This window comes from Bradyrhizobium sp. WSM1253 (genome assembly GCF_000244935.1).
In the GTDB taxonomy this organism is placed as follows: Bacteria; Pseudomonadota; Alphaproteobacteria; order Rhizobiales; family Xanthobacteraceae; genus Bradyrhizobium; species Bradyrhizobium canariense.
Window position 1 is genome coordinate 5860477 of record NZ_JH600073.1, and the last position, 23385, is coordinate 5883861.

Here is a 23385-nt window from a genome sequence, read left to right on the forward strand (position 1 = left end):
CGAACGGCTGCTCGTGCGTGGCGATCATCACGCTCTTAGTGTTGAAGCGGTTGTCGAAGGTTTCGGTGCGTATTCGCGGACGGTGGCGGAATAGCCGAGGCCCCCCAAGGCGAGGCGGGGTCGAGCCGGTGATGATCGTTGACCCAGACGACGCCGGCCGACGAAGGGGCAACTCGATGCGCGCGGGCGACGTCACGGGTGCGGATCGCTGCGGCAAAGCCGAAGGGGAAGTCGTCGTTGGCAATCCTTAGGGCGAATGCCAAGCACCTACCTGGGCTGGCAGGTTCCAAATTATACTGCGGTGCTTAGACTCGTCGAGCGAATGCAACTCGCAGGCGAAACAAGATCACCTTGTAACTCAAATCGTCTTTTCGCTGCTTGCGGAAGGCTGGCAGAGTTGTCGACGCCGATAAAACGGACCCTTCCTTCGGAAAGCGCTGGATCCAGATGACGCTCTCATGGCGAAAAGCACAAGTCCTCGCCAGATCCAGATCCGCGCCCAAGGGTCAGGGCCTCCAGCGAGGAACCTCCGTCCGAAGCGGCCGTCGAAGGCGGTCTTCTGAGGCAGGATGAGAGCGGGAGACGGAAACTAAAGGGATCCGATGAATGTTCGGGGGCAAATCCATTCCGCTCACGTCCAAGGTATCGGTCCTGTGCTCCAACCTTCAACTCTGTGATCGAAAAGCGGTGCATCATGACAAGAGAGCCGGGCGTCACCTCGGCGAACGCAAGTATTCGGGCAAGAATCGTCTGGACGATAGTCCTCGGCTTTGCCGCCGATCCTCTGATGCGTTGGAGTTGGCCGGACCCTCGGCAATATCTTGGCAGCATGACTCAGTTCATCAAGGCCTGTGGCGGACGAGCATTCGAGCATGGCACAGCATACGTCACGGGAGAGACTCGCGCCGCGGCCCTGTGGCTGCCTCCGGGCGTGCAGCAGGATGAGGATGCGCTGGACGCAATCATGGCGCTGTCCCTGCGCCCGGAAATCAGCGAACATATGGCGCACCTACGCCAGGGAATGGCCGAACATCATCCCTCCGAGCCACATTGGTATTTGCCCCTGATTGCTGTCGACCCGAACTGGGCCGGACAAGGGCTTGGCACATTGCTGATGAAGTACGCTCTTCAACGCTGTGATGAGCAGGGCCTCGCTGCCTACCTCGAAAGTTCGAATCCTGAAAACATTCTCTTTTACCAACGCCACGGGTTCAACATTATTGGAGAGATACAGCACGGTTGCTCACCGCCACTTACGCCGATGTTGCGAAAGGCGCGTTGAGCGGAATTCGGAGACGCTTCGCATGCTGCGGCTCCCGAAGCGTCCTTGGAGAGCAGAACTGAGGCGCATTGCCTCATCCGGATTGTTACTGGACAACTACTCGCCGGTGATTGGGTGGCTGCCATCGAATTGCTCCGGTGGCCTCTATGGCGGGAAAGATCAGGTGGGCGCGCGGCGGCAGGTGGTGTCGGCCGAAAGGGATCGTTGCTGGGCCCACCGGGCGGAAAAGAGGCGCATCCTCGATGCGATATGCGCGACGACCGGCTGGTATCGCAAGCATGCGGTGCGTGCAATTCGGGCACGCGCAACAGTTGGACCGAGGCCGGTCGAGGCACCGCGAGAGCACAAGCGTGGATATGGGGCTACGATCAACCGCGATGACCGCAGTGTGGGGGCGCCGGATCGGGTGCCCGGCAAGCGGCTCAAGGGCCGGGTTTCGTCAACTCCTGCAGCTACGCCAATCATGTGGCTTGCTTCCTTATCTCGATCGACGGCAGTAGCCCACCGTGGATCTTTGCCTCAAAGCTCCGCAGGCGCTGATAAATCGAGATCAGTTCGACGATCGTGCTCCAGGAGTTGACGAGATACTGAAACGAGGTTCGCACTTGCTTGAACGCGTTGAGGATCTGGTTCATCGCGCCGAGGGTGATCCTGCCCGCGATGATTGTGGGCGCAAGCAGCAGATAAGGAAAGATGACGTCAGTCTGCAGATAGACGATCCGGCCGATATTGAAGTACATGAAGTTCAGATAGAGCCGGAAGTAATTCCTGCGAATGTCTCTAAACAGTACGCTCAATGTCGGCGCATTGGCACGCGCCGTATCATCCTCGCCGAGCACGAGCTCCTTGCGATAGGCCGCTTCGACCCGTTGGTTGAAAAATTCAATTCCGGGCAGGCGGATGCCAATAAGCGCGAGAACGCCGGTGCCCAGGATCGACCAGATGACCGCGGCGAACACCAGCGGATAGGAAATCGAGCCGAACAGAGGCAGCTCGGTGACGTTACTGGACAACCTCACCAGAACCGGCAGGAAGGCCACCAGTGTCAGCACCGCGCTGATGAGATTGACGCCTAGACCTTCCATGGTGCTGGCAAAGCGCATGGTGTCTTCCTGAATCCGCTGGGAGGCGCCTTCGATCGTGCGCAGCCGCGGCCAGTTGGCGACATAAAAATCGTTCATCGCCGTGCGCCAGCGGAAGATGTAGTGGCTGACGAAGAATCGCGTCATCACGCCGACCACGACGGCCACGAGCGCTATGCCGGCAAAGGTCGACAACTCGCTGTAGAACTGCTCGACCGTGACCGGCGCCGACTTCGAAAGCGCAGCCTGGATCATGTCATAGAACGGTCCATACCAGCTGTTGATCGCGACCGAGACCTGGACCTGAAAGTAAGAGGTGAACAGGATCAACGCCGAACCAAGAATGGACCACGTCGCCCAGGGATGCGGGGCAAATAACATCCATGCCGCCGCGAACGCCGTAACGGTCAGCGCAAAATAGAGATCAAACCACAGCGCCGAGGCCGACCAGAACGTCGCAATCCCGACCGGCTTCTCCGGGGCTGGAAAGAGATTGCCGGCAAATACATACCAAAACGCCATCGCCAACGCCGTCCAAAGAATTGACGACGCAAAGAACAACTTTGGTCGAGGGAAGAATGAAACGAACATGCTCGCCGTCCTTTATCGACTTAGAACTTCAGCTCAGAAGATGAACACACCGCGGCCGCTGGCCACCACCGGTCGGCAAGCGTTATCGGCAATCTAAGCATTGGCGGTGTGGTAGGAAGCCTCGGGTGGAGAACGGCTCTCTCAACCAATAAGCAAAATCCTTCGGGCCGCATCCTTCATCCGCCGAGGGCGGAGGTTGTGTTTCGCATGCTCTGTCGACCGCGGGACACAGCGGCATCTGCGACGAACGGGTCAGCATCTGCAGGACATTGATTCAATCGAATAGACTTCATCTGATCTCTCGGAGCCGGTGAGTGCAACACGAGCATGGTCGTAACGGGGTCTTTAGTGGCGGCACGGGACAAGAGCAAGAGTTTTGCAAACCGCTTCACTCTTCTCACTTGCGGTGTGGCTTGCGACGATCTGACTTGCGTGCGCTTACTCCGCTGAAATCAGCGGCCGCAATCTATGCTCGCACGCGAAGGTGGATTGCGACGCTGTTGGAGATGATCTGCACCGCAACCTGACGCAGCGTTCGGTTCACGCATTTCTTTCAGCGCAAATGTTGCGATGCAGTTACAGCAATTCGCGCGGACGTGGTTAAGACGCATGAGGCTCGGGGCACTGAAGAGATGAGAGTAGAACTGAAGAACTTGTTGCTTGCGACTGTGAGCATTGTGGCGCTTGGCGCGTTGGTGCCCGCATTCGGCGCGGATCTTGCTGCGCAGCCGGCCAAGCCTCTCTACACCAATGCCCCGCGGCCCGTCGCGGCTGCAATCTACGACTGGAGCGGCTACAACGTCGGTATGAACGGCGGCTTTGGTTCAAGCTCGAATTGCTGGGATTCCGATGGTGGCAAGCCTGAGGGCTGCCATGATGCCACCGGCGGAAGCGTGGGCGGGCAGATCGGCTGTCGATGGCAGACGGGCCCGATCGTGCTTGGTGTTGAAGGCCAGGGGAACTGGGCTCATTTGACTGGTTGGAATCCCAGCGTGGCTTTTTTGGATATCAACCAGACCAAGATTGATGCGTTCGGCCTGGTAACGGGGCAGATCGGTTAGCCTTCGACAACGTACTACTTTACGCCAAAGGTGGCGCCGCGGTGACGAGCAATACGTTTCATCTGGACGACGGGCGAGTTAGGTCGAGAAAGCAAGCACGTTCTTTGGGGCGGCGCGTTGGCAGCCGGTTTCGAGTACGGCTTCGCACCGAATTGGTCGATTGGATTCGAGTACGCACACCTGGTCATGCGGCCAACCATGGTCGGCTTCACCGAGCCCGCTGGTGGGGTCGACCGCATCCGCCAGGATCTCGATCTTATGACTGCACGGCTCAACTATAAATTTGGCGGCCCGATTATTCTCAAATATTGATCTATCGTTCAAAAGGTAGATCGTAGGCCTTGGCCTATGGGCCGGGGCCGATTTTTGGTGCGCCAGGCATGGCGCGGAGCGCCGCGACTGGCGCGGTTGACCGGCTTTCAATTACGCATAACTTTCTCCGCTTGAGCTGATCCGCTGATCAGAAAAATCTTGAAGAATCACTTGTGATTCCTTGCTGAGCACCTGATGCGCGAGGGGGGCTCTATGGGGCTCACATTGAGGGATCGATCGGCAAAAGGCCGTTTGCGATTTTAGGCGGTGATTGTTGGATTGATCGAGAGACTAGTGGATGCCAGTTTAGGGACTCGCGGCTCGGCGATATTCCGCTGCTCACGCGGATTGGAAGCGCCATCGGACAAGATATTCCGCTCGTCTGCCAATTGGGCGAATACCAAGGCAGCTTATCGCTTCTTCTCTAATGACCGGGTCGGCGAAGCGGACATTCTGGCGGGCCACTTTCAATCGGCGCGTGAGCGCACGATTGCAGCCGGCGGTCCGGTTCTAGTGCTCCATGATACGACCGAGTTCGGCTATCAAAGATAGAACTCCGACCGATCGGAATCACGAACAGCATAAACAGCTGCCGGGGACAAGGCGGGCTGCCTGAGCTCGCACACAGTTTGCGGCATCCTGATGCACTCGAGCCTGGCGGTGACTACTGAAGGGCTCCGCGTGGTCTGGCCGCCGTCAAATTCCGGACCAGAAGAACTTCAAGGGGCCGCCGCGCTCAAGAAGACTAGGATCCAGATTCAATTGAGCCAATATGCGACGAGAGCGGCAAGATGCGCAGCGGCCAAGAAATTCCGGCCGTGCTTGTCGCACCGCGGGGCGATGCGCCGGAAGTCCTTGAGCCTGCAAAAGCAGCGTTCGAGACGTTTCGGCCTTTGTAGGCGCGTTTGTTGAAGCGCTGGATGGCAACACGATTGGATTTATGGGGGATTACGGGTTTCGTGCCGCGACGAATGATTTCGCCGCGAAGCTTGTCGCCGTCATACCCTTTGTCGGCGAGGAGCGCACTCATAGGTGGCGCGAGCGCCAGGACATCGGGAGCCGCTGCGATATCGGCATCCTGGCCTGCCGCCAGATGCAGTACGACCAGCCGGCAAAGGGATCGCTCAGCGTATGGAGTTTCCTCGTGCGGCCTGCACGCGAGCGGCCGATTGCTTGATTGTGCTCCCCGCTTTCGCCGGAGGCACACCGGTGAGCTTTAATCGAGGTCGAATCGAGCGACAGCACAACCCCATCTTCGCCAAGCGTGGCCAGCGCTTCGAAGATTGCGCACCATCAGTCCTCGCTTGCCAAGCGATGAAGCGATTGTAGATCGTCGTGTAAGGGCCATTGCTGTGGAAGGAAAATTGAAACAGCAAGTGTGAATATGGTTGGCTGCGGTCAACCGATCGGCGGAGCGGTGAGGAGGCGGTTTGATCGGCCGCAGGTTGATCGGGCCGTCGCTTTTGCTGCAACAGGGTTAGGGTTGGTGGGGCATAGTATGTTGCAAGCCCTAGTCCGCACTGAAGGACATTCAGCAATCCGTCGAACCTTCGAGTACGCCAAGCACGACACTGCACGATCCTGTGAAATATCCGCGACATGCGGCTAATTCCCGATCTATCTCAGTATAGGCAAGAGCCTCAGAATGTTCGACGACTGGCCTTGAGCGGCCATGCGAACAGCGCCGGCCACGCAGCTGTGTCGGTTCTTGCACAATCGATGTCATCGCTTGCGCGCCCGCAGCCGACCTGCAGCACCAGACCATTATCCAGGCGCCGACAAATGCAAAAAATCACAAGCCAGAAGAAGTCTCCGCGTGCATTAGTCGCGGGTGCCATGCAGATCGCACGTCTACTACAACATCCGGTAGATGCCAGCGGTGACGAATGGGTGGCGTTTTTGTGCGGTAACCCACGCGCGCTCGTGGTGCGCCATGACGCAGTGAGCCGGTCGGTTCAATTTAGCGACAAGCTCATTGCGTTCGCGAAGTATGGGGCTTCCGTCCTCGCGCCCGCGCTGCGTATCGGGCGCGCACGTAGAGCAAGATGGAGAATGGCCTCGGCCACGTGAAGAAGAACGCGATCGCGGGTCATTCATTTGCGGGTTGGTCGGACCTCGACCTGCTTTGCAGGGTGGCGGCAACCAAGCAGGCCAAGCACCCTGCGCTCTGACATCGCCGACATCGCTCGCCAAGCGCTGATGCGGCTCGACCAAGAGATCATTTGTGCCGCGGGCAGCCTGCAATGGCTTGAGCCAACAACCGCGGAAACGGACGAACTCCTGGTGAAGCGTCAAGGCGGTGTCGACAGCATGACGTGAGTCGGCGGGACCACTGACCCGGACCCCGACTGACCACCGCTTCACCTTTCCGCCACTGGAAGACCATAAGCTAATCGCATCGCTTCGGCACGACTAGATCAGCGCACCCTGCGTCGTCCCGTGCGCTCTCATCTGGAATGGCTCCGACCGCGCCAGCGACGCCCTGATGCGCGGCGTGACTCAAGGTGCTTCCACATGACAATTTGAATCTTGGAAGTTCTTGCTTGGTGGTCGCGCGACCATTGGAATGTTTGTGCACTCGGTCCCGACCTTGGAGACATATGTTTCTTTCTTCCTTTCACGGTTGACAGTTTTCTCTTGTCCTCCATACGAAAGCATGGTCCCAGGATGCGCGTAATACTCAGCCGCGTCGCTCGCAACATCGGACTACCGTTCGCCTAGTTGATGGAACGTATCAAAAATGAGCCACGCTTCGGAAGTGTCAGTTGAGCGGGTCACAATTCCAATCTTGCAGCGGTGGAGGCAGGAGCGGCGGCGTGTCGCCATGACCACCGCCTATGATGCGGTTACGGCAGGCATCGCCGACCCCATCGTCGACATCATTCTTGTGGGCGACAGTGTTGGCAATGTCTGTCTCGGATTCGACAACACGTTGCCGGTCAGCATGGCAATGATGAACCATCATCTGGAGGCTGTTGCACGCACAAGGCCCCGTGCCCTGCTCGTGGCCGATCTGCCGTTTCTTAGCTTTCACCTTGGTCAGGAGGAGACGATACGTAACGCTGGAGGGTTCCTGCAGCGAGGCGCAGATGCCGTGAAACTCGAGGGCGGGGCCAAGCGCGTGGAAATGGTGCGTGCCTTGGTCGATTGCGAAATTCCTGTCATGGGCCATCTCGGCCTCACCCCGCAAAGCGTCAATGTCATGGGCGGATTCAAGGTGCAGGGCCGGAACGCCGATGACGCTTTACGGCTGCTCGATGACGCTCACCGTCTGCAGGAGGCCGGATGCTTCGCGTTGGTGCTTGAAGGCATTCCGGCCGAGCTAGCCCAGCGAGCGACCGAATCGCTATCGATACCAACCATCGGAATCGGCGCGGGGCCCGACTGCTCGGGCCAAGTGCTCGTATTCCATGACGTGCTGGGGCTAACCATAGGTCATCGGCCCAAATTCGTTCGCGCCTATGCAGATGGTTTTCAGATGTTACAAGAGGCGCTCTCGCGCTGGGCTGCCGATGTCCGCACCGGTGCGTTCCCGGCGCCGCAGGAGTGCTATCGGCTTCCTGAAAGCCTGAGTGACATTCTCGCAACCCGGGCTCCTCCCAACCCAACCTGATGTAAGGTGCAACGATGCAGACGATTGCCACGGTCGCTGAGCTTCGTCGTGAGCTCGCGAAGGCTTGCAGCGCGGGCAAACGCGTCGGGTTAGTGCCTACAATGGGGTATTTGCACGATGGCCATCTGGCCCTGGTCGAGGCGAGCCGAGCGCAATGCGATGTCACCCTCGTTAGCATTTTCGTCAATCCGACTCAGTTCGGACCAAACGAGGATCTCAGCAGCTATCCTCGCGATTTCGTGCGCGATGAAAAATTGTGCCGCGATGCCGGTGTTGAGATTGTGTTCGCGCCGGGTGCACAGGAAGTCTATCCGGCTCAATTCGAGACCTTCGTCGAGCCGGGCGAACTGGCGAAGCCACTCTGCGGGGCTTTCAGGCCTGGGCATTTTCGGGGCGTGGCGACCGTCGTGTGCAAGCTGTTCAACATGGTGCATCCGGACGTCGTGTTTTTCGGGCAAAAGGATTTTCAGCAATGCGCGGTCGTGCGTCGCATGGCGACAGATCTCAATCATCCCATCAAGATCGTCACCGTGCCAACCGTTCGGGAAGCGGACGGGCTCGCGATGAGCAGCCGCAATCGGTATCTGAGCAAGGAAGAACGTCGGCGAGCCGTTGCCATCAGTCATGGACTGTTCGCCGCGGCGGAAGAATTCCGCGCAGGAGTGCGCGAGGTGGACAAGCTGATTGCGATCGCCGAGCGGCAACTTGAGACAGTTGATCGGCTGCAATATCTTGAACTTGTCGACGGTGATACGCTCAAGCGCGCCGAGAGTCCCCTGCGGTTTCCGGCGGCGCTCTGTGTCGCAGCCTACGTTGGTTCGACCCGACTGATTGACAACGTCCTACTGGGACTACCAACTCCGTAGCGCAATTCAGAACCAAATCGATGGACTATCTTCTCGTTATGATCCACGGATCGGCCGACGATTCACCTGTTCAGGCCGTGGGCCCAACCCAGCGATTTGAGACGGTGCAGGTCCGGGTTTGAGCGTATCGGGCACTCCGCGACCCTAAGGCGACCGTAGTAAATGGAAAGCGCGCCCGGTGCTTCTGCGGAATTCGCCGCTAGTTCGCTCGAGAAGCAAGCCGTCTCAGCTCCCAGCATCTTTGGCACCGTCGATCATCTCCAACTTGCGCGCAGCAGTCAGATGACAGTCGCGGCCTTCGGATCCAAGACTCCACATTGAGACCAAGCTTGTTACCTCCTGCGCCTCTATTCACTCTCGACGCGCGAAGTCGACATCGCGATGACCCTGGACACGCCCGCCACGGGTCAGGTGACGTCGCAAAAAGCGTACTGACTACACGCTCGATCTCTAAGGGGCGGAAGTATAAGTCAAACACCGCCGCTGGCCCAAAATCTAGCGGGTCACGTTTTGTCGGCCTACATCCCGAACTGTTTTCCACGGAGAAACCTTTCGAAATTCGGTGATCGCATTTAGTCCTGCCGACAATTTGAAGCACGAGCGTGATGGCGCAGGCCGATGCGGTGCAGTATGGAGCGGCACTTCTGAAAATGTTGCGTCCGAAAAAAGTGCGGCTCTCGGATAGATACTCGATTGCCGTCCGCGTGTGACGGCTGCACCGATAAAGGCCGCTCTCGACGCCATTGTAGTGGGTTTTCCTGCCGACAAGCGCATTCTGCATCGTTGATGGTGAGGCGCTCAACCAGAACTGCCCCGATTTGAACGAATATGAACCTTACTCGTGAATGGAGGAGCGTGAATTGTCTCTCCCGAGCAGCACAGAAGTTTCCGTGCTGTCCTCCCCGAGCCAGAGCGGCGAGTTGGCGATGGCGGATCGGGAGATCCGGAGCACCTTGTCTGGGATTAGGACGTCCCTATGAGGGGATACGGCCTGGATTATGCGTCGATGGGAGAGGTTCTGACGAACTAGCCGGACTCGACTCTGCTTTATGTGCTACCGAAATTATCGGCCTTTGCCATGTCAAACACCATGGACGTGGAAGCGAGGAATTCGCGATGTCACAGATGAATAGCGCCCGATTCACGGACGATCCGCGCTCGTTATTGCGCTCCAATCTTGATGAGCTTGAGCAGCGCATAAATCGGGCTTGCATGCGGGCTCGCCGCAGGCGTTCAGAAGTTCGTGTTTTGCCTGTCAGCAAGACCGTGCCCGCCGCGATTATCCGTATCGCATCCGAACTCGGCCTTTGCGAGTTCGGCGAGAACAAGGTCCAAGAGGCGGAGAGCAAGGTCCGCGATTTGGCCGGCCTGCCGTTGAACTGGAGTGTCATCGGTCACCTCCAGACGAACAAAGTGAAATCGATGGTCAAGTTCGCGAACGAGTTTCATGCGTTGGATACCTTGAGATTGGCCGAAGCGCTCCAGGCCCGCCTGAGCGCCGAAGGCCGGCATCTCGACGTGTTCGTCCAAGTCAACACCTCGGATGAAGTGAGCAAATACGGTTTGCCGCCCCACGAGGTAGAGGATTTTGTTCTTCGGCTGTCCGACTATCCAGCCCTTGTCCCTCGAGGCTTGATGACTCTCGCCGTCCTGAGCGGAGAGGCGGACAAGGTTCGCGAATGTTTCAAGTTGCTGCGGGGGCTTCGAGACGCACTCCGCGATAGAACATCGACGCGACTTGATCTCCTCTCAATGGGGATGACAAGCGACTTCGAGATAGCTATCGAGGAAGGTGCCGATGTCATAAGAGTTGGTCAGGCGATATTCGGACCGCGGCCGACCAAGGACGGACAGTATTGGCCCGGGCTTCCTCTCCCCACCAGCGCGCTATCCGAGTGAGGCCGCGGGACCTGCCGCGAGTTCTGTTTCGTCCGTCGCCTGCCAACAGTAGAGTGAAATCACCACACGAATGCTAGCAAGTCGCCCCGTCACGATCCGCATGACGCCCCTTGTGAGCTGACCAGGCTCGATGGCGGACCCACTCTAAGTCGACAGGCCGGAGCCTCGCCGATTGCAGGCGGGCCGCCCAACGGAAAACACGGCAAAGTTCTCCGCGACCAGGAACACTAAGGTGCGCCGCGAGGTTCTTCTGCGTCAGGGCTAGGGCTTGCGGAGTTCTCTTCCATGGCTATCCAGATCGTGATGGACCATACAGGCGACAGCCGACATTGTTTTGACCAAAGCGACCTGAAGGGCCTGGCCAGGCCGAGCCGCGCTTCAACAAGGTGACAGGCCGCGGAGCGGCTGCGTCTATCGCGAACGACGTGATGGATCAGATCGCGAACTATAGGCGCAAAGAGCTGGTGCGGCATGTGCGGTGGACAGTCCGCAAAACTGGGCGCGAGATTGCAGACTTTGAGAGGCCAACCTGCAGCGCTGGCACAAGCCGTTAGACCTCAATGAAATGATTGTCGAAGTCGCCACCGAGGTTGGTGGGAAATTCAACAAGGAGCTTCGGCCCCTGGCCATCCAACAGGAATCCGGCTGCCAGGCTCGATTTCAACTCGAACGTTATTTGGACGGCGGTCGCAGCGGGCTTTCCGCCCACTTCCGGGCGGCGGGATCGCGCAGCGGATCGCCCTCGCAGACCAGGCAGACGTAGCGCGGCCGGCCGTGCTTGACGTGGCGGGCACGGCCGTCATCGGCTTACCGCACTTCGGGCACGGCTTCCGGCTGAGGTAGAGCGGAGTCATGGTTTTTGCCTGCCGGGAACCAGCTTAGTTCCCCGTGCGTCGCGAGTACAAGTAGATCGACGAAAATTGTCCGCATGCACCAGACCCCTTGACGCGGAGCGCGTCTCACACTGAAGTCCGACTTTCAGTGCTGTTGCGGGGGCGGCGTCGTGGAAGAATTTTATAGTGGCTTCGCGCAGCGGGCGCGCGATCTGGCTGAGAACGCGGACCCATTCACCAAGCGGCGGCTACTCGACCTAGCCCAGCAATACGATCTCAAGAGCAGACCGGGAGCCCCGGGCGGCCGGACTCTCCCGCCGCCGCGCGCGACGCCACCGACGGTGCTGTTTTCCGGCTCCGGCGAAGCTTAAGAGCAGTCGGAGCGCGGCCCGGTCGTCGGTTCTCTATGTTTTCATTGACCGGTCCGGGTGTCGGCCGCCCGCGGTCGCGGTGCTCGCGTTTGTACAAGCTGGCCCTACAGCACTGAACCGCGCTCACAGCGGGGCAAGGAGTCATCGCCTCCGCCGCGCGATCTCGTCAGCGACCATGCCCTCCGCCCGCACGGTCGCTCATGCAGGGTCTCGAACATATCGAGGATGTCATCATTGGGTTCATTCTTGCCCTGCTCGATGGCTTCGGCGACGAGCTCATCGAGGGGCGTCTCCTTCAATTGACCTTTTGAGTGGGATGGTGCGAACAAGCCAACGACTTCGCTTTGTTTGCTTCTCGTCAGCCTCGCCGCTGTCCGCACTCCCAATTGCAGTGAGCGCAGTGCCGGCATGCCTGTGACGATTTTAGCGAGCAAACGAGCGGTGGCTGAGGATCGTTCCGGATGGCCGTGGCAGAACGAAAGGAATTTGGCCTTGCCTACCTGAGAAGTGAATGTCACACTCTACCTGTAGTTTAGGCATTTGACCTTGCACTGAGAACGTCCGCCGTGGTTGGGCGTCCGGCTGGGCGGATTCACCGTCCCTTCGTTCTGACCTGAGTTTTTTAGGAGCATCCCTTGGATTACGAATTGCCCACTGATTTGTATTCTTCCGGAGATCTTCTGCGCGGCTACGATCCAACTTCGAAGATGGGACTGGCGGAGGCGTGGGATTTCCGGGTCTTCCGTCAATATGTCGCTGACGGCGCTGACAACCCGGCGACTCTGGACGTGCGGAGGAAGCAGGCCGACCACGATGCCAACATATCTGACGCGCTCAGACGCTTCCTGACGCAGGAGACGCCAAAGCTCGTCGGCATTATGGGTGGGCACGAGCTGTCACGGGCCGAACCGGCCTATGCGACGCTAGCAAGGCTGGCGCGTCAACTGACCGAGCAGGGCTTTATGATCGTTACGGGCGGCGGTCCCGGTGCGATGGAGGCCGCTCACGTCGGCGCAACTTTCGCGGGCGCCGACGATGCGGACTTCACAGCGGCGCTGTTCACCCTCGGGAAGGAGCCCCTGCTTCCTGTGCTGGATCAGCTCGTGACCAGCGACGGGGGGATCGCGCCGGGCCACGAGACGCAATTCGACGACGCGAGGCGCTGGATCAACGCCGCTCTGGACGCCAGGACGCGTGCACCGGCCAAGCCGAGCCTCAGCCTCGGTGTGCCCACCTGGCTCTATGGTCAGGAGCCGACCACGCCCTTTGCGACGCATTACGCCAAGTTCTTTCTCAATAGCATTCGCGAGGAGACGCTGATCACCAACTCGCGCTCCGGCATTGTCTACGCGCGGGGCAGCGGCGGCACGATGCGCGAAATCTTCGAGGACGCCGAGCGAAACTGCTACGTCCCTGACGCAAAATCGTTCACGCCAATGATTTTCTTCGACGAGGACCGCTACTGGCAACGCGATGCCGAATACGATGAGAATGGTGATCCCATTCCGTCGAAGAAGGGCGTCAAGGTCGACGACACCGTCCGCAACCTGTTCAGCTTGGCGAGAGCTCGCAAGAAAGATGGCGCGGCCTGTCTGCTCAAGGTGAGATTCACGGTAGACGCGAAGGAGATCGGCGATGTGCTGCGGCTCCATTCTGGCATAGCGCTGCAGAACTTGATGTTTGCGCTGGCCGACGAGCCGATGAAGGTGTCGACCAGCTTCCTGAGCCGAGCCTGACAGACAGAGGGTCAAATGCCCATCGAGGGGAGGAGGCAGTCGCCATGCCGGTTGCGGTTTCGAATACGGTCAATGGAATTCAGATAGGAGCAACTGCCTATCATGATTGCGACGACGTCCAGCTCTTTTGGCGCGTCTCCAGCGGTGGTGCTTCGGACGTACCGATCCCGGGATGCCTGGGCTTCATGATTGAGCGTCAGCGCCAGGTGAGTGGGAATTGGTCGCCCACGGAGATCCTGCGCAATCGCGTGGGCTTTACCGATCAGGCGGCTGCCGATGGTGCTGATGACGCAAATAGCTCAAGGCCGTCGAATGTATGGCCTTTCCAAAGATACGAATGGACCGATCACGGCGCCAACAACGGCCAGACGGTCCGCTATCGCATCAACGCGGTGAGATCGTCCGGGGAGGGCATCGTCGGAGAAAGCACGCTCGTGTCCTTGGCGGATTCCGGCTGGACCGAAGCCATCGAGGTGAATGGCCGTGCCGGCAACGGCATAGAGGCGTATTTCAATCGCGGCTTCGTCATGTCTCAATTCGTCGCACGCATCGCGCGTGAGAAGAACTGGAAGCCGCGGGACATCAAGGATCACATAGCCGACATCGAAGAGCCTTTGAGGCGATTTCTCTCGGGTGAACTTCGGTTGGCGCTCCTGCGCTTGCTAGATGAAGTCATCGGGGATCCCAGGCTGGAGCTTTATCTGGCGATTTACGAGCTGTCAGATGAGGAACTGATCGCGCGGCTGAAGCTTTTGAAGCGTCGCGCGCACCTAGTCCTCTCGAATGGCTCCGATAAGGGGGGCGACGGCAACGCGGATGCCCGCGAGGAGCTGAAAGCGGCCGGCGTTGACGTCCACGACAGGATTCTCGGCTCGAAGGGCCTGGGTCACAACAAGTTCGCCGTCGTTGTGTCCACCAATGGCGACGTCGCAACGAAGGTGTGGACCGGAAGCACAAATTGGGCGCCGACCGGCCTCTGCACGCAGGCCAATAATGGGATTCTGTTTGTCGACCCAAAGATCGCCGGATTGTATTTCGAGCAGTGGGGCCGTCTTAAAGATGCTGGCAGCGACTTCACGCCGGATCTTGTGGGCGACAACGCCAAATCGCCGCGTCCGGCGAACGGGACAGACGTCTGGTTCACCCGGGTCCGAAGCAAGTCGAAGAAGAACGTCGGGAAGGGTATCGACATCGAGGCGCTCATTGAGCTCGTGACGGGCGCCAAGGACATGATCCTCTATGTGATGTTCCAACCCGGTCCCGATCCACTCGCTGATATTGTCGCAAGGGCCTCAGAGATCTACGTCAGGGGTGTCGTCAGCACCGTCACGTCGGATAACCGCGAAAAATTCTCGCTGAGAGGTGTCGATACCGAGTCCCATGAGTTTGAGACGGCTCTGGTGCAGCCCGAGGGCGTCGTGAAGTCCTTTTCGGACTGGATTGGGGAGGTGACGCGCAACCAGTTTCTGTTTCCCAACCAAAACCCGGGCGTCGGCCATGCGATTACGCACTCCAAAATGATCGTGATCGACCCTTTTTCAGACGACTGCAAGGTGGTCACCGGATCCCACAACTTTTCCGCCTCAGCCAGCGAGCAGAACGACGACAATTTTGTCGTGGTGCACGGCAATCGCTCTCTGGCGGAGGCGTACAGTGTCTCATGTCTTGCCACCTATGAGCACTATTCCTGGCGTGCCTACGTCAAGCGGCAGTTCGATCAGGGCAAGGTACCTTGGTCGCACTTGTCGGACGATCCCGCGTGGCAGGGCCCCTATCTATCCGCTTCGCGCAAGAGGCACTTGGCAGTATGGTCTCCATAGCAGCGTTCAATAAGGCACTGCGACGCTGAGTGGTACGATATCCCCTCACTAGCGAATGGTTTCACGAATGGAATTGGATGCAAAACCGCCCGTCGAAGGCAGGAATTTCCGGTTCACGATCCTGGGTGGCATCGGCGTAACCCGCATTACCGTCCGGCTGAGCGGGAAGGTGGTGCACGACAGCGATTGTGCCGACCCACCGTGTCACGAAGAAATGCGGATGCCGCAGGGCGTGGGCGGGGCAGAATTGGTCGTGATCGCCAGGGATTCGACCGGAAAGGTCCTGGAACGGAAATTCATTGTCGGCAAAACGGAAGGTCAGGCGGGCGGAGCCATGTCAGCCTGAGATCCTCTCCATGAGCGCGCTTCAAGAGTTTTTTCAAGAGCTGTCTAAGCTGCAGCCGACTACGTTGACGGCCGTAACAGCCGTCGTAAGTGCGACCGCCGCCGTGATCGTTGGCGTCATTACCGGGGTGATCACCAAATTTGTCGTAGGTGCGCGCGACAGACAAGATAGAGAGGTCGAATGGCGTAAGCATGCAATCGAGCTCACCAAGCTCGACCTTGACCGCAAGCTCAAAACTCGAGCGCCGACAGACACACGGCCACTGAGGCCGAGCATCCTGGATTTCTTGGCCAACTATCGTGATCTGCAGGACCTCGACAAGGCCTCTCCGCGTGATCTTTATGCGACTATCCTGGCGATGCGGATCAAGAAGCAGAATACGACGACGCCCGAGCCGTCTCCCAAAGAGCCGCCCGCGGCTGCCGAGTACGAAGATTGACGGATCGTTCCCGCGAAAGTGTTTTTCTGGCTAGGGCCAAACGTGGTTCACGATCTCGGCGAGACGGGCTCCCGCCTTGGCAAGCTGCTGTCGCTTGATAGCATCCGCCGACTGAAGGTACGCGGCTCGATCCGAGAAGGAGATCGTCCACTTCCTGGGACCTATCTTCGTGTAGGTCACATCTGACATCGCCTGTTTCGCCACCGCGATCGTGTCCGTGGCCCAAATTGCTGACCAGTTCTCGATGCGGTCCGTATGGGCCGGAACGGCCTTTGCGACGTTCACCAAAGCCAGCGGGGCGGTGTCTCCCAGATCGGATGGGGTGTCGTCCCAGGCATGATGGAACGCGTCGTTTCCGACGGTGATGGCTTTATCGTGGATCCAGTTGCCGCCCGCGGTCTCGGTCGACGGATCGATCGTGTGCGTGACGTCCGGATCAGCCAGGCTTCCGTTGGGATCGAGGTACGGCGCAGCGACGTGAAGCGGCTGTGCCATGTCGCCCACGAGATGAGCGAGTATGAACAGAGCCTCTTTCTTGTCTTTGATGTCGAAGGGCGGCGGAGCCGGCCGGCCGAGCAGCACGGCGATCGCGGCGTTGGTAGCCGCAACCAGATCATGATCATTGGTACCCGCATAGTTTCGATCGAACTTGTCGCGCTGAACGGCCACGTCGTCGAAGTGGTACGTATTGTGACAGCCAAGATTGGCGGTCGCGCTCGCTCCTTCCGGATAGACGCAATCGATCCAGTTTCGGCTGGCGTAATCGATCATGGCGTTGCGGTCGTTCGCGAAAGGGGTGCAGGGAGGTTCGTACTGGGGATCCACGACGTAGGCGAGGCTGCCATCGTTTTGCCTGTGCACGCTCTTCACGCAATCGAGCCATGGCCCGGCTTCCCGCAGTTCGACGCCCAGCAAGGTCTTCACCTGCTGCTTAGCATTCGGGGTCAGTAGTTGGTCAGCAATCGACCCGACCAAGCGGTGTCCGTCGGGTCCCCAAGCGGACGCGGGCTTTGCCAAGAAGAGGCTCAAGAGCACAATGACGCTGGCGGCAATTCTAGCCATGACGGATCCTCGCGTGGGAAAGACGTCAACACTTCGTTCCATTCATGAGCCTACAGTGGCGGCGATCGCGATCGTGTTGGCGAGCGCCTCTGCCATCCGGCGGGCGCTCCAGTCACTGTGGTGGAGGCGGTCGGGATCGGTGGGATCGACCATCCGGTCAAAGGAGACCCGTTCTGCCTCATGCCACTGCTTCATCAATGCGAAGCGGTGGAACACGTTGACCGGGAAGCCGGCCCGGCCGGCTGCCGTCTCAATCAATGCCACCATTCGGTGTGCTCGCTCCTCCATGATCGGAGTGAGCACGGCCGGCACGTACTGAAGATCCATGAGCACGACGTCCATCAATTCATTTGCGAATATCGCGAGACCGCGTTGGATTGCGCCGGCGGTGGCGTCCAGATCCTGGTTCTTCCAAACCGCGTTGGTACCAACCTGCCAGACCACGACCGATGGTTTCTCGCCGAGTACATCGCCCTGAATCCTTCGTAGCTCGTCCGGAGCTTCTTCACCGCCGACGCCGCGGTTGAGAACATCGAAGTTCCTGCCCGGAAAGCTTGCTCGCAGTGCACGCTCGAGACGCTGCGGATAGGGTACGATGTCGCCTTCACCCGCCGTGGTCGACGAGCCGATCGCCACGATCTTGATTGCTCCGACGCCGGCCAAGCGTCCCGACAGCCACCGCATGTGGTGCTGAAACCGCTTCGGTTGGGCTGGAATGGCGGTCTGATCGACTGCGGGCATGAGGTTCAGCTACGCGCTCGAGAGGTTCGATGGAATTTGGCGTCGAAATGTGACAGGCGATTACGCTAGAGGCGACCGACATGGTTGGCCTTCTCCCATTTGAGCTCGATGTCGTCGGCGATGCATTTCGGCGGCTGCGGGGCGCTTCGATCGAAGTAATGCCTGAAGTCCACGTGGACTCGCATGTTGTCGGGAATGTACGCCGCCATGCGGTCGAACAGCAGCACCGGACCGGCCTCGAACCGCCGATAGACCGATTTGTGCATTGGCGAGCTTGACGCACCGGTGTTTGGATCCACGGGAAGCTGACGCACCCCAGCCTTCAAGAATCCACCGGCCTGCTCGTTGTGTTGTTGGCCGGCAGGGTTCGGGGAAAGACGGAGGACGCCGCCGTCATGCTTGAGCCCGTCTGGAATCAGCGACGCGCCCGCGACCATCCAGCTCAGAGCCACGTCGGAGAGCCTGGCTTCGTTCTCCAGATAGCCCCCGCCGATATCGGCATGTGCGCCGGGAAACCACACTTGTTCAAAGAATAGATTGCCTTGGGCATCGCGCTGATCTTGTTTCTCCGCCGTCGGCGACCAGGGCACTCGCTTGAAATCCGCACGACTCTCGTCGATCGAGATCGCATGTTTGGCGTAGCCGACATTTGGGTTCAAAGTGGTGTCGTAGAATTTGTGCTTCGGTGGCGCCAGGTGAAGCGTCAGCAGACGCCAGGCTAAGCTGTAGCCCGGCAACGGCGGGGCCATCTTGAGATAGTTCATCAGAAAGCCGATCAGCGCGGCCGCGACGCCGAGGTAGCTCAGGATCCGAGCGGCCCATGCGGCCCAAGGGAAAAACGGCTCGAGCGCACGGCCTCCCAAATTCAGCCCCACCAGGACAGCGATGCCAAGAGCCACGAGCGCAGGGCCGAGATATTTGTGACCGAGAGCCGCAACCGTATCGAACACACCGATGAAGTAGGGAAACACGTCGGCCTGCTCGGCCTCGCCGACGGTCCGTGAACTCCCATGTTCGCGCCTGAATTTGGCTGCGATGAGGTCGCGCGTCTCGAGCAGGAACTGGCGGTAGCCCTTGGTGTCCTTGCGGCGATAAGAGGGGCAGAACTGATACACGTCCTTGACGGCATGTTCGGCCAGCTTTCGCAGGCTTTTCGGATCGCGTCTCAGCGGAGAGTCGTCCGGCAAATGTCGCGGGATGCCGCAATAGGTCAAAACGCCGGCGACGGAACGCACCGTGTAGGCACCGCGGCTGAACCCGATCAGATAGATGCGATCGTCGGGCTCATACAGGTTGATGATCGCGGCGTAGCAGTCAACGATGTTGCGGGTTATGCCGAGACCCGTTGCCATGCTGGCGAGGTTGTAGAGCCATCGGATCCGGCCAATCTTGAAATGACGCGCCGTCGGATGCCGAGCCGAGACCGGGATCATAGAAGGCGACCTGCTCCGAAGGCTCGACCTTGGTGTCGGGACCGACACGACAGGCTCGGTAGAGCTTGTAGACGTTGGTTCGGGCTTCGTCGAAATTGATCCCGCCGGCCTGTCCGGTGCCGTCGGAGAAAATGAGAATATTTTTCGGCATTGCACACTATCCCCCAAAAAGTGCGCCCAATACCTCGATTATATCACAGACGTGTAAGTTGAAGTGTGAGCTGCCTTACTCTTGAGGACGAGGACGGTTGCCTTGCTCTCGCTCCCGCCCCTGACCCCTGTGCGCCAGGGTCCGTCCCGGGATAGAAGCCGGCCCGCAAGCTCCATTGATCGGCATGTATCGGAACGCCCGCGCGCTCGCCAAGGTCAGTAGTGTCGTTGGCCCGATTGGCTCTTGCAGCTCGAGGCCGCTTTCGGTGGGCAGGGGCCACTTCGATTGGCCGTAACGAGAGCGGCAATCTCGTCTGCCGGCCACCCTCAGCGTTGCGACAATCGCCGGCCATCAGAGCCCTCTGTCCGGTTGGCCAGGAATGCAGGGTCGGTCAACATGAAGCGGCTCGCAGCGCCCATGACCGTCCTGTGGATCTCCAGCTCCACGACATGCCAGGCGGCTTGAGCGTTGCTCTCAGGTTCGCGCTGTTTCGATACCACGGCACCCCAGGCCATAAAGATGGTGTTTCCGGACGTCCATTCGACTCGTGGCTCCCCAAACTGCTTCCTGAAACCTGCAATGAAGGCGGTGAGCTCTTCGGCCTGTATCCCCTGAGAGATAGTCAGCCGTGTCACACCGAGCTTTTCGCCTCCAAGCCAGCCATGCCCGGCAACATCGAAATCCGCCGTAAGACACGGCTTCTCGTCCAGGTTCGTCAATCCAGAGGCCGCGCAGTGTACGCCGGTGCTAGTCAAGATCCGCCGGAGCGGATCGTAATTAGAATTCACCCCGAAGCGCTGGAGAGCATTTTCCGCCACGGCTTCAGGGCTCATTCCGAGCTTCAGCCCGGCAATCTCAAATGCACTTGCAGGCCGTTCATCCCGCTGAAACGCGAAAGGCTTCGGATCCCCAGGTATCGCGACGAAATGCCGGAAACGGCGGCCGTCTTCACTGACCTCCACCTCGAGCCCGACAATCTGCCCCACGACGGTCGAGCGGCCTGCTGCTTCATCATCGATAATGCCAACCGGAAGATAAAGACGATTGAGCTTCGCCGTGGACGGGTTCTGATTGAACCGCCTGGCAAGATCGGCAGGGACGTCAATGCTGTCAACCGGGTTGGGATTGACGAACTGCAGGTTGGTGCCGGCGCGAGATCCGTCGCTCCGCTGCTCGTAGCTGAAATCCTTCGCGAGCTGGCCGATCCTGAGCCGCGTCCCGTCCGCATTGACTGCAGACTTTTCGAGCGCACCCGAAAAGGCGACGCGCGTACGCCTGCCGGCAAAATCGGGCGGACCGGCCTTCAGCGCCTTGAACTGTTGGCCAAGCAAGGTCCAGGAGAACTCCTGGTTGAGCTTCACGTCGGCGGCGTCCTCAGCCGCGATCCGGGCCTTCTCATCCGAGTAGGCTTTCTTCCGCTCTTCGGTCAGCCGGGCAAACGGTTCGGGCGCCGAGGCGTTGGCATAGACGGCATAATCGAGGATTTGCGCCGCGACCGATGAAATTCGCTTGCGAACATGAAGAAGGCCAGTTTCAGTCTCCTTGGGATCGCCGCTCTTTCCGGCAAACTCGAGATCGACATCGATAATGACGTTGTCGTCCCTGACGCCCGGCCGCTGAGTGCGGCTCTTGATGAGCTGTTCGGCGTTGTCAGATGCAAGTGGAATGCCGTTGATGAGATCATAATTTTCGAACCGGACAGCAAATTCCTCGGGCAACGCCAAATGCCGCGCATCGCACCCATATTCCTTGGGCGCAACGACGCTGTACACCGAGTTGCTGGCGAAGGGGCGGAATGCGAAGACCTGCTTGTCGAAGTCGTAGCTCCCCAATTTGGCGGCCAACCGCAGATGGAGGGGCCCTGAAACAAGCCCGCGGCCGCGGATCAGACTGGGGGCGGCCTTGTTGAAGCGATCACGCTCGAATTCATTCGCAGGAAAGTGCGCTAAGTTCTCGCAGTCGGTATACTGGGCGAGAGCCTGAGCGAAGTCAGCGTCGGACTTCAGCCCTCACGGCTTGCGAGATAGCCGTCGAGCAGCCGGTCATAATCGCTGATCAGCGGGTCGGGACGGACCGGCGGTCCTGGCGGGAGAGAGGATGGCGGTGTGACCGGCATACTGCTGCTGCTCGCGGCTTGCGCGGCAACGGCAGCGGGAGCTGTTGCGTTGGCTGGCAACGGCATCGCCGCGACGGAATTGAAGGCAAGGAGCGCATGCGGGCTTTGAGGATCGTATCCGATGATGGCGCATCCGCCACGCTGGCGTTGAGGGGCGGCGCCCCGAAGCAGCAGTCCGCCTCCTCGCAATGCGCCGCTTGCCGCATAGGGAGCCGGCGCGCAGCCTACCGCGTACGTATAAGCGGTGCCCTGCATGGCGCCATCGGATCCCATGCGCCCTTCGAACAAGACCGTACCAGGGCCAATGCCAGCGGCGGAAAGGCCCGGCCGCGGCTCGGCGTACCGGATTGTCGCCGAACCCTGCCGCACATCAAGGCGGACGCGCGATCCGTTATGGTCGAACAACATGGACTGATCGGCAGCAGCCTGCGTTGGCAGGCTTAAACCGAAGAGGCCGGCCAGCAACAGAACACTAATCGCGTAAAATGGGCGCGTCATGGCAACAATCCATTGTGTCAAAACAGGCAGGGCTCGGAAAGTGGACCGGCGTTCAAGCTGGCGAGGCGATATAGGATTTCGGCGGGCGGGCTCCGATAACACCGGCATGCACCAAACAGGATGGCGGCGCCGGTCCCGGCAAGCGTATAGAATCCGATATCAAGGAAGTTTGTGATCCCAAGCGTCCCGACAGCGGCGCCGTATAACGGCATTTGCGCCATCTGGTTCTGCAAGGCGGCGAACTCCTGGGAGGCCAACATGGCCGCGGGGACGAGCGCAACGCATCCAAGGCCAAGCAAAAAAGCTGGACGCGTGCTGTCACGCCCGCGGAACAACTGGATGAGCGTCGCCATCGCCAATAGTGGGACAAGATACAGCAGCCAAGCCGCGCGCAGCGACCAGCTGGTTAGCGCGCCATTGGGCGCGACAACGGCCTGGGCAGCCTTTGGCGGCATGTTCCAGGGGTTCGTGCTGATGCTCGCTGGCGCGAGCGCCTGCATGGCGTTGCGCACCTGCGCGAGCTGCGCGTTCGCCATGCTCGACGATGAGACAGCTCCGAATAGGTTCGCTGAGCTGGGGCCGAACGAGACCAGCGGCAGCAGGCAGGCGGCCAATGCCAGCGCTGCAAGCAAGTTGCGCCAGTCGTTCAACATGATCTGCAAAACGCCGGCCGCCGATATCGGCTGAGCCGGCGCGCCGGGTTCGGCCGCGCTCAGATTGCGGCCGATCCGCTCGGCGGCCTTGTTCGTGCCTTCCGCAACCGTCCGGCGTAGCGCCATCAGATCAAGCGAAGGCGCGCTAGCGGCCTTCACCACATAGATCTCCGCGGCGACGCCGTCCTGTATCTCGAAATCGATTTCATCACCAACCCTCGGAGTTTGCGCCGATTTGTAATCCCACGCCGTGAAACCGTAGCGCCGGCCATCTTCGGCCCGGATCAAACCATTCTGGTTTGCCCCGTCAAAATGTAAAACTGTCCCCTTCATTGCAAACTCCGCTGAAAATCCAACTGCAATCACGGAGCGTCGTACCATCTGCGGTTGAAACGCCGGTTGTTGCCGGTGCTGCAATTCGATTAACTTGTTCAAGGTTCCTTTACCGATAAGGACAGCACGGCAGCCGGCTCGCAATGT

The 23385-nt window shown here is 59.4% G+C and carries 20 protein-coding genes and 2 pseudogenes; 12 read left to right on the forward strand and 10 right to left on the reverse strand.

Features of this window, described 5'->3' with window-relative positions; translation table 11 throughout:
• Window positions 1–35: 35 nt before the first annotated feature.
• Window positions 36–290, reverse strand: a complete 255-nt coding sequence (locus BRA1253DRAFT_RS41970) for an aldehyde dehydrogenase family protein (RefSeq protein WP_371261343.1) — start codon at window positions 288–290, stop codon at window positions 36–38.
• Between the two features lie 404 nt (window positions 291–694).
• On the opposite strand from BRA1253DRAFT_RS41970, the gene BRA1253DRAFT_RS28800 reads away from it, so the two are divergent.
• Window positions 695–1282 carry an N-acetyltransferase gene (locus BRA1253DRAFT_RS28800; protein WP_051058458.1) on the forward strand — a complete coding sequence of 196 codons (588 nt, stop codon included), beginning with the start codon at window positions 695–697 and terminating at the stop codon, window positions 1280–1282.
• Between the two features lie 461 nt (window positions 1283–1743).
• Here the strand turns inward: BRA1253DRAFT_RS28800 and sbmA are convergent, their stop codons facing one another.
• The gene (gene sbmA, locus BRA1253DRAFT_RS28805) at window positions 1744–2955 is read right to left on the reverse strand and encodes a peptide antibiotic transporter SbmA (protein WP_007600193.1); all 1212 of its coding nucleotides are present in this window, start codon (window positions 2953–2955) and stop codon (window positions 1744–1746) included.
• 632 nt (window positions 2956–3587) lie between these two features.
• Here sbmA and BRA1253DRAFT_RS28810 point away from each other — a divergent pair.
• Window positions 3588–4328 (forward strand): annotated as a pseudogene (locus tag BRA1253DRAFT_RS28810) (outer membrane protein).
• Window positions 4329–4622: 294 nt separating this feature from the next.
• Complete coding sequence (locus BRA1253DRAFT_RS40540; protein ID WP_198288267.1) at window positions 4623–4880, forward strand: transposase DNA-binding-containing protein; 258 nt, start codon at window positions 4623–4625, stop codon at window positions 4878–4880.
• A 206-nt stretch (window positions 4881–5086) separates the two neighbouring features.
• Here the strand turns inward: BRA1253DRAFT_RS40540 and BRA1253DRAFT_RS41975 are convergent.
• Window positions 5087–5674: pseudogene (locus BRA1253DRAFT_RS41975) on the reverse strand (IS5 family transposase); the annotation flags it as partial.
• Between the two features lie 436 nt (window positions 5675–6110).
• Between BRA1253DRAFT_RS41975 and BRA1253DRAFT_RS43840 the strand changes: the two are divergent.
• From BRA1253DRAFT_RS43840 to BRA1253DRAFT_RS28855, 9 genes are all read left to right on the forward strand, one after another.
• Window positions 6111–6398 carry a hypothetical protein gene (locus BRA1253DRAFT_RS43840; RefSeq protein WP_157158634.1) on the forward strand — a complete coding sequence of 96 codons (288 nt, stop codon included), beginning with the start codon at window positions 6111–6113 and terminating at the stop codon, window positions 6396–6398.
• 670 nt (window positions 6399–7068) lie between these two features.
• Entirely contained in the window at window positions 7069–7941 is an 873-nt protein-coding gene (gene panB / locus BRA1253DRAFT_RS28825; protein WP_007600194.1) for a 3-methyl-2-oxobutanoate hydroxymethyltransferase, read from the forward strand.
• Between the two features lie 14 nt (window positions 7942–7955).
• Window positions 7956–8807: a pantoate--beta-alanine ligase gene (gene panC / locus BRA1253DRAFT_RS28830; RefSeq protein ID WP_007600195.1), complete on the forward strand. Its 852-nt coding sequence runs from the start codon at window positions 7956–7958 to the stop codon at window positions 8805–8807.
• Between the two features lie 1116 nt (window positions 8808–9923).
• Window positions 9924–10706 carry a YggS family pyridoxal phosphate-dependent enzyme gene (locus BRA1253DRAFT_RS28835; RefSeq protein WP_007600196.1) on the forward strand — a complete coding sequence of 261 codons (783 nt, stop codon included), beginning with the start codon at window positions 9924–9926 and terminating at the stop codon, window positions 10704–10706.
• 1003 nt (window positions 10707–11709) lie between these two features.
• Window positions 11710–11910 (forward strand): hypothetical protein, encoded by a 201-nt coding sequence (locus BRA1253DRAFT_RS45490; protein ID WP_083869942.1) that lies wholly within the window; start codon window positions 11710–11712, stop codon window positions 11908–11910.
• Window positions 11911–12545: 635 nt separating this feature from the next.
• On the forward strand, window positions 12546–13646 hold the full coding sequence (locus BRA1253DRAFT_RS28840; RefSeq protein WP_007600197.1) for a hypothetical protein: 1101 nt from the start codon (window positions 12546–12548) through the stop codon (window positions 13644–13646).
• A 44-nt stretch (window positions 13647–13690) separates the two neighbouring features.
• Window positions 13691–15466 carry a phospholipase D-like domain-containing protein gene (locus BRA1253DRAFT_RS28845; RefSeq protein ID WP_007600198.1) on the forward strand — a complete coding sequence of 592 codons (1776 nt, stop codon included), beginning with the start codon at window positions 13691–13693 and terminating at the stop codon, window positions 15464–15466.
• A gap of 67 nt (window positions 15467–15533) precedes the next feature.
• Window positions 15534–15812, forward strand: a complete 279-nt coding sequence (locus BRA1253DRAFT_RS28850) for a hypothetical protein (protein ID WP_007600200.1) — start codon at window positions 15534–15536, stop codon at window positions 15810–15812.
• 10 nt (window positions 15813–15822) lie between these two features.
• Window positions 15823–16251: a hypothetical protein gene (locus tag BRA1253DRAFT_RS28855; protein ID WP_007600202.1), complete on the forward strand. Its 429-nt coding sequence runs from the start codon at window positions 15823–15825 to the stop codon at window positions 16249–16251.
• A gap of 30 nt (window positions 16252–16281) precedes the next feature.
• On the opposite strand, the gene BRA1253DRAFT_RS28860 is transcribed toward BRA1253DRAFT_RS28855, so the two are convergent.
• From BRA1253DRAFT_RS28860 to BRA1253DRAFT_RS28885, 7 genes are all read right to left on the reverse strand, one after another.
• Entirely contained in the window at window positions 16282–17313 is a 1032-nt protein-coding gene (locus tag BRA1253DRAFT_RS28860) for a S1/P1 nuclease (protein WP_007600204.1), read from the reverse strand.
• Window positions 17314–17355: 42 nt separating this feature from the next.
• On the reverse strand, window positions 17356–17949 hold the full coding sequence (locus BRA1253DRAFT_RS28865; RefSeq protein WP_245285985.1) for an SGNH/GDSL hydrolase family protein: 594 nt from the start codon (window positions 17947–17949) through the stop codon (window positions 17356–17358).
• Between the two features lie 170 nt (window positions 17950–18119).
• Window positions 18120–19406: a DUF2235 domain-containing protein gene (locus BRA1253DRAFT_RS28870; RefSeq protein ID WP_088941147.1), complete on the reverse strand. Its 1287-nt coding sequence runs from the start codon at window positions 19404–19406 to the stop codon at window positions 18120–18122.
• On the reverse strand, window positions 19369–19638 hold the full coding sequence (locus tag BRA1253DRAFT_RS45910; RefSeq protein WP_083869946.1) for a phospholipase effector Tle1 domain-containing protein: 270 nt from the start codon (window positions 19636–19638) through the stop codon (window positions 19369–19371). Before BRA1253DRAFT_RS45910 ends, BRA1253DRAFT_RS28870 begins: the two co-directional genes overlap by 38 nt.
• A gap of 326 nt (window positions 19639–19964) precedes the next feature.
• Window positions 19965–21644, reverse strand: coding sequence for a DUF4852 domain-containing protein (locus tag BRA1253DRAFT_RS28875; protein WP_083869948.1), 1680 nt, complete (start codon window positions 21642–21644; stop codon window positions 19965–19967).
• Window positions 21641–22252, reverse strand: a complete 612-nt coding sequence (locus BRA1253DRAFT_RS40545; RefSeq protein ID WP_007600208.1) for a hypothetical protein — start codon at window positions 22250–22252, stop codon at window positions 21641–21643. Before BRA1253DRAFT_RS40545 ends, BRA1253DRAFT_RS28875 begins: the two co-directional genes overlap by 4 nt.
• Before the next feature lie 17 nt (window positions 22253–22269).
• The gene (locus BRA1253DRAFT_RS28885) at window positions 22270–23340 is read right to left on the reverse strand and encodes a hypothetical protein (protein WP_157158635.1); all 1071 of its coding nucleotides are present in this window, start codon (window positions 23338–23340) and stop codon (window positions 22270–22272) included.
• Window positions 23341–23385 lie beyond the last annotated feature (45 nt).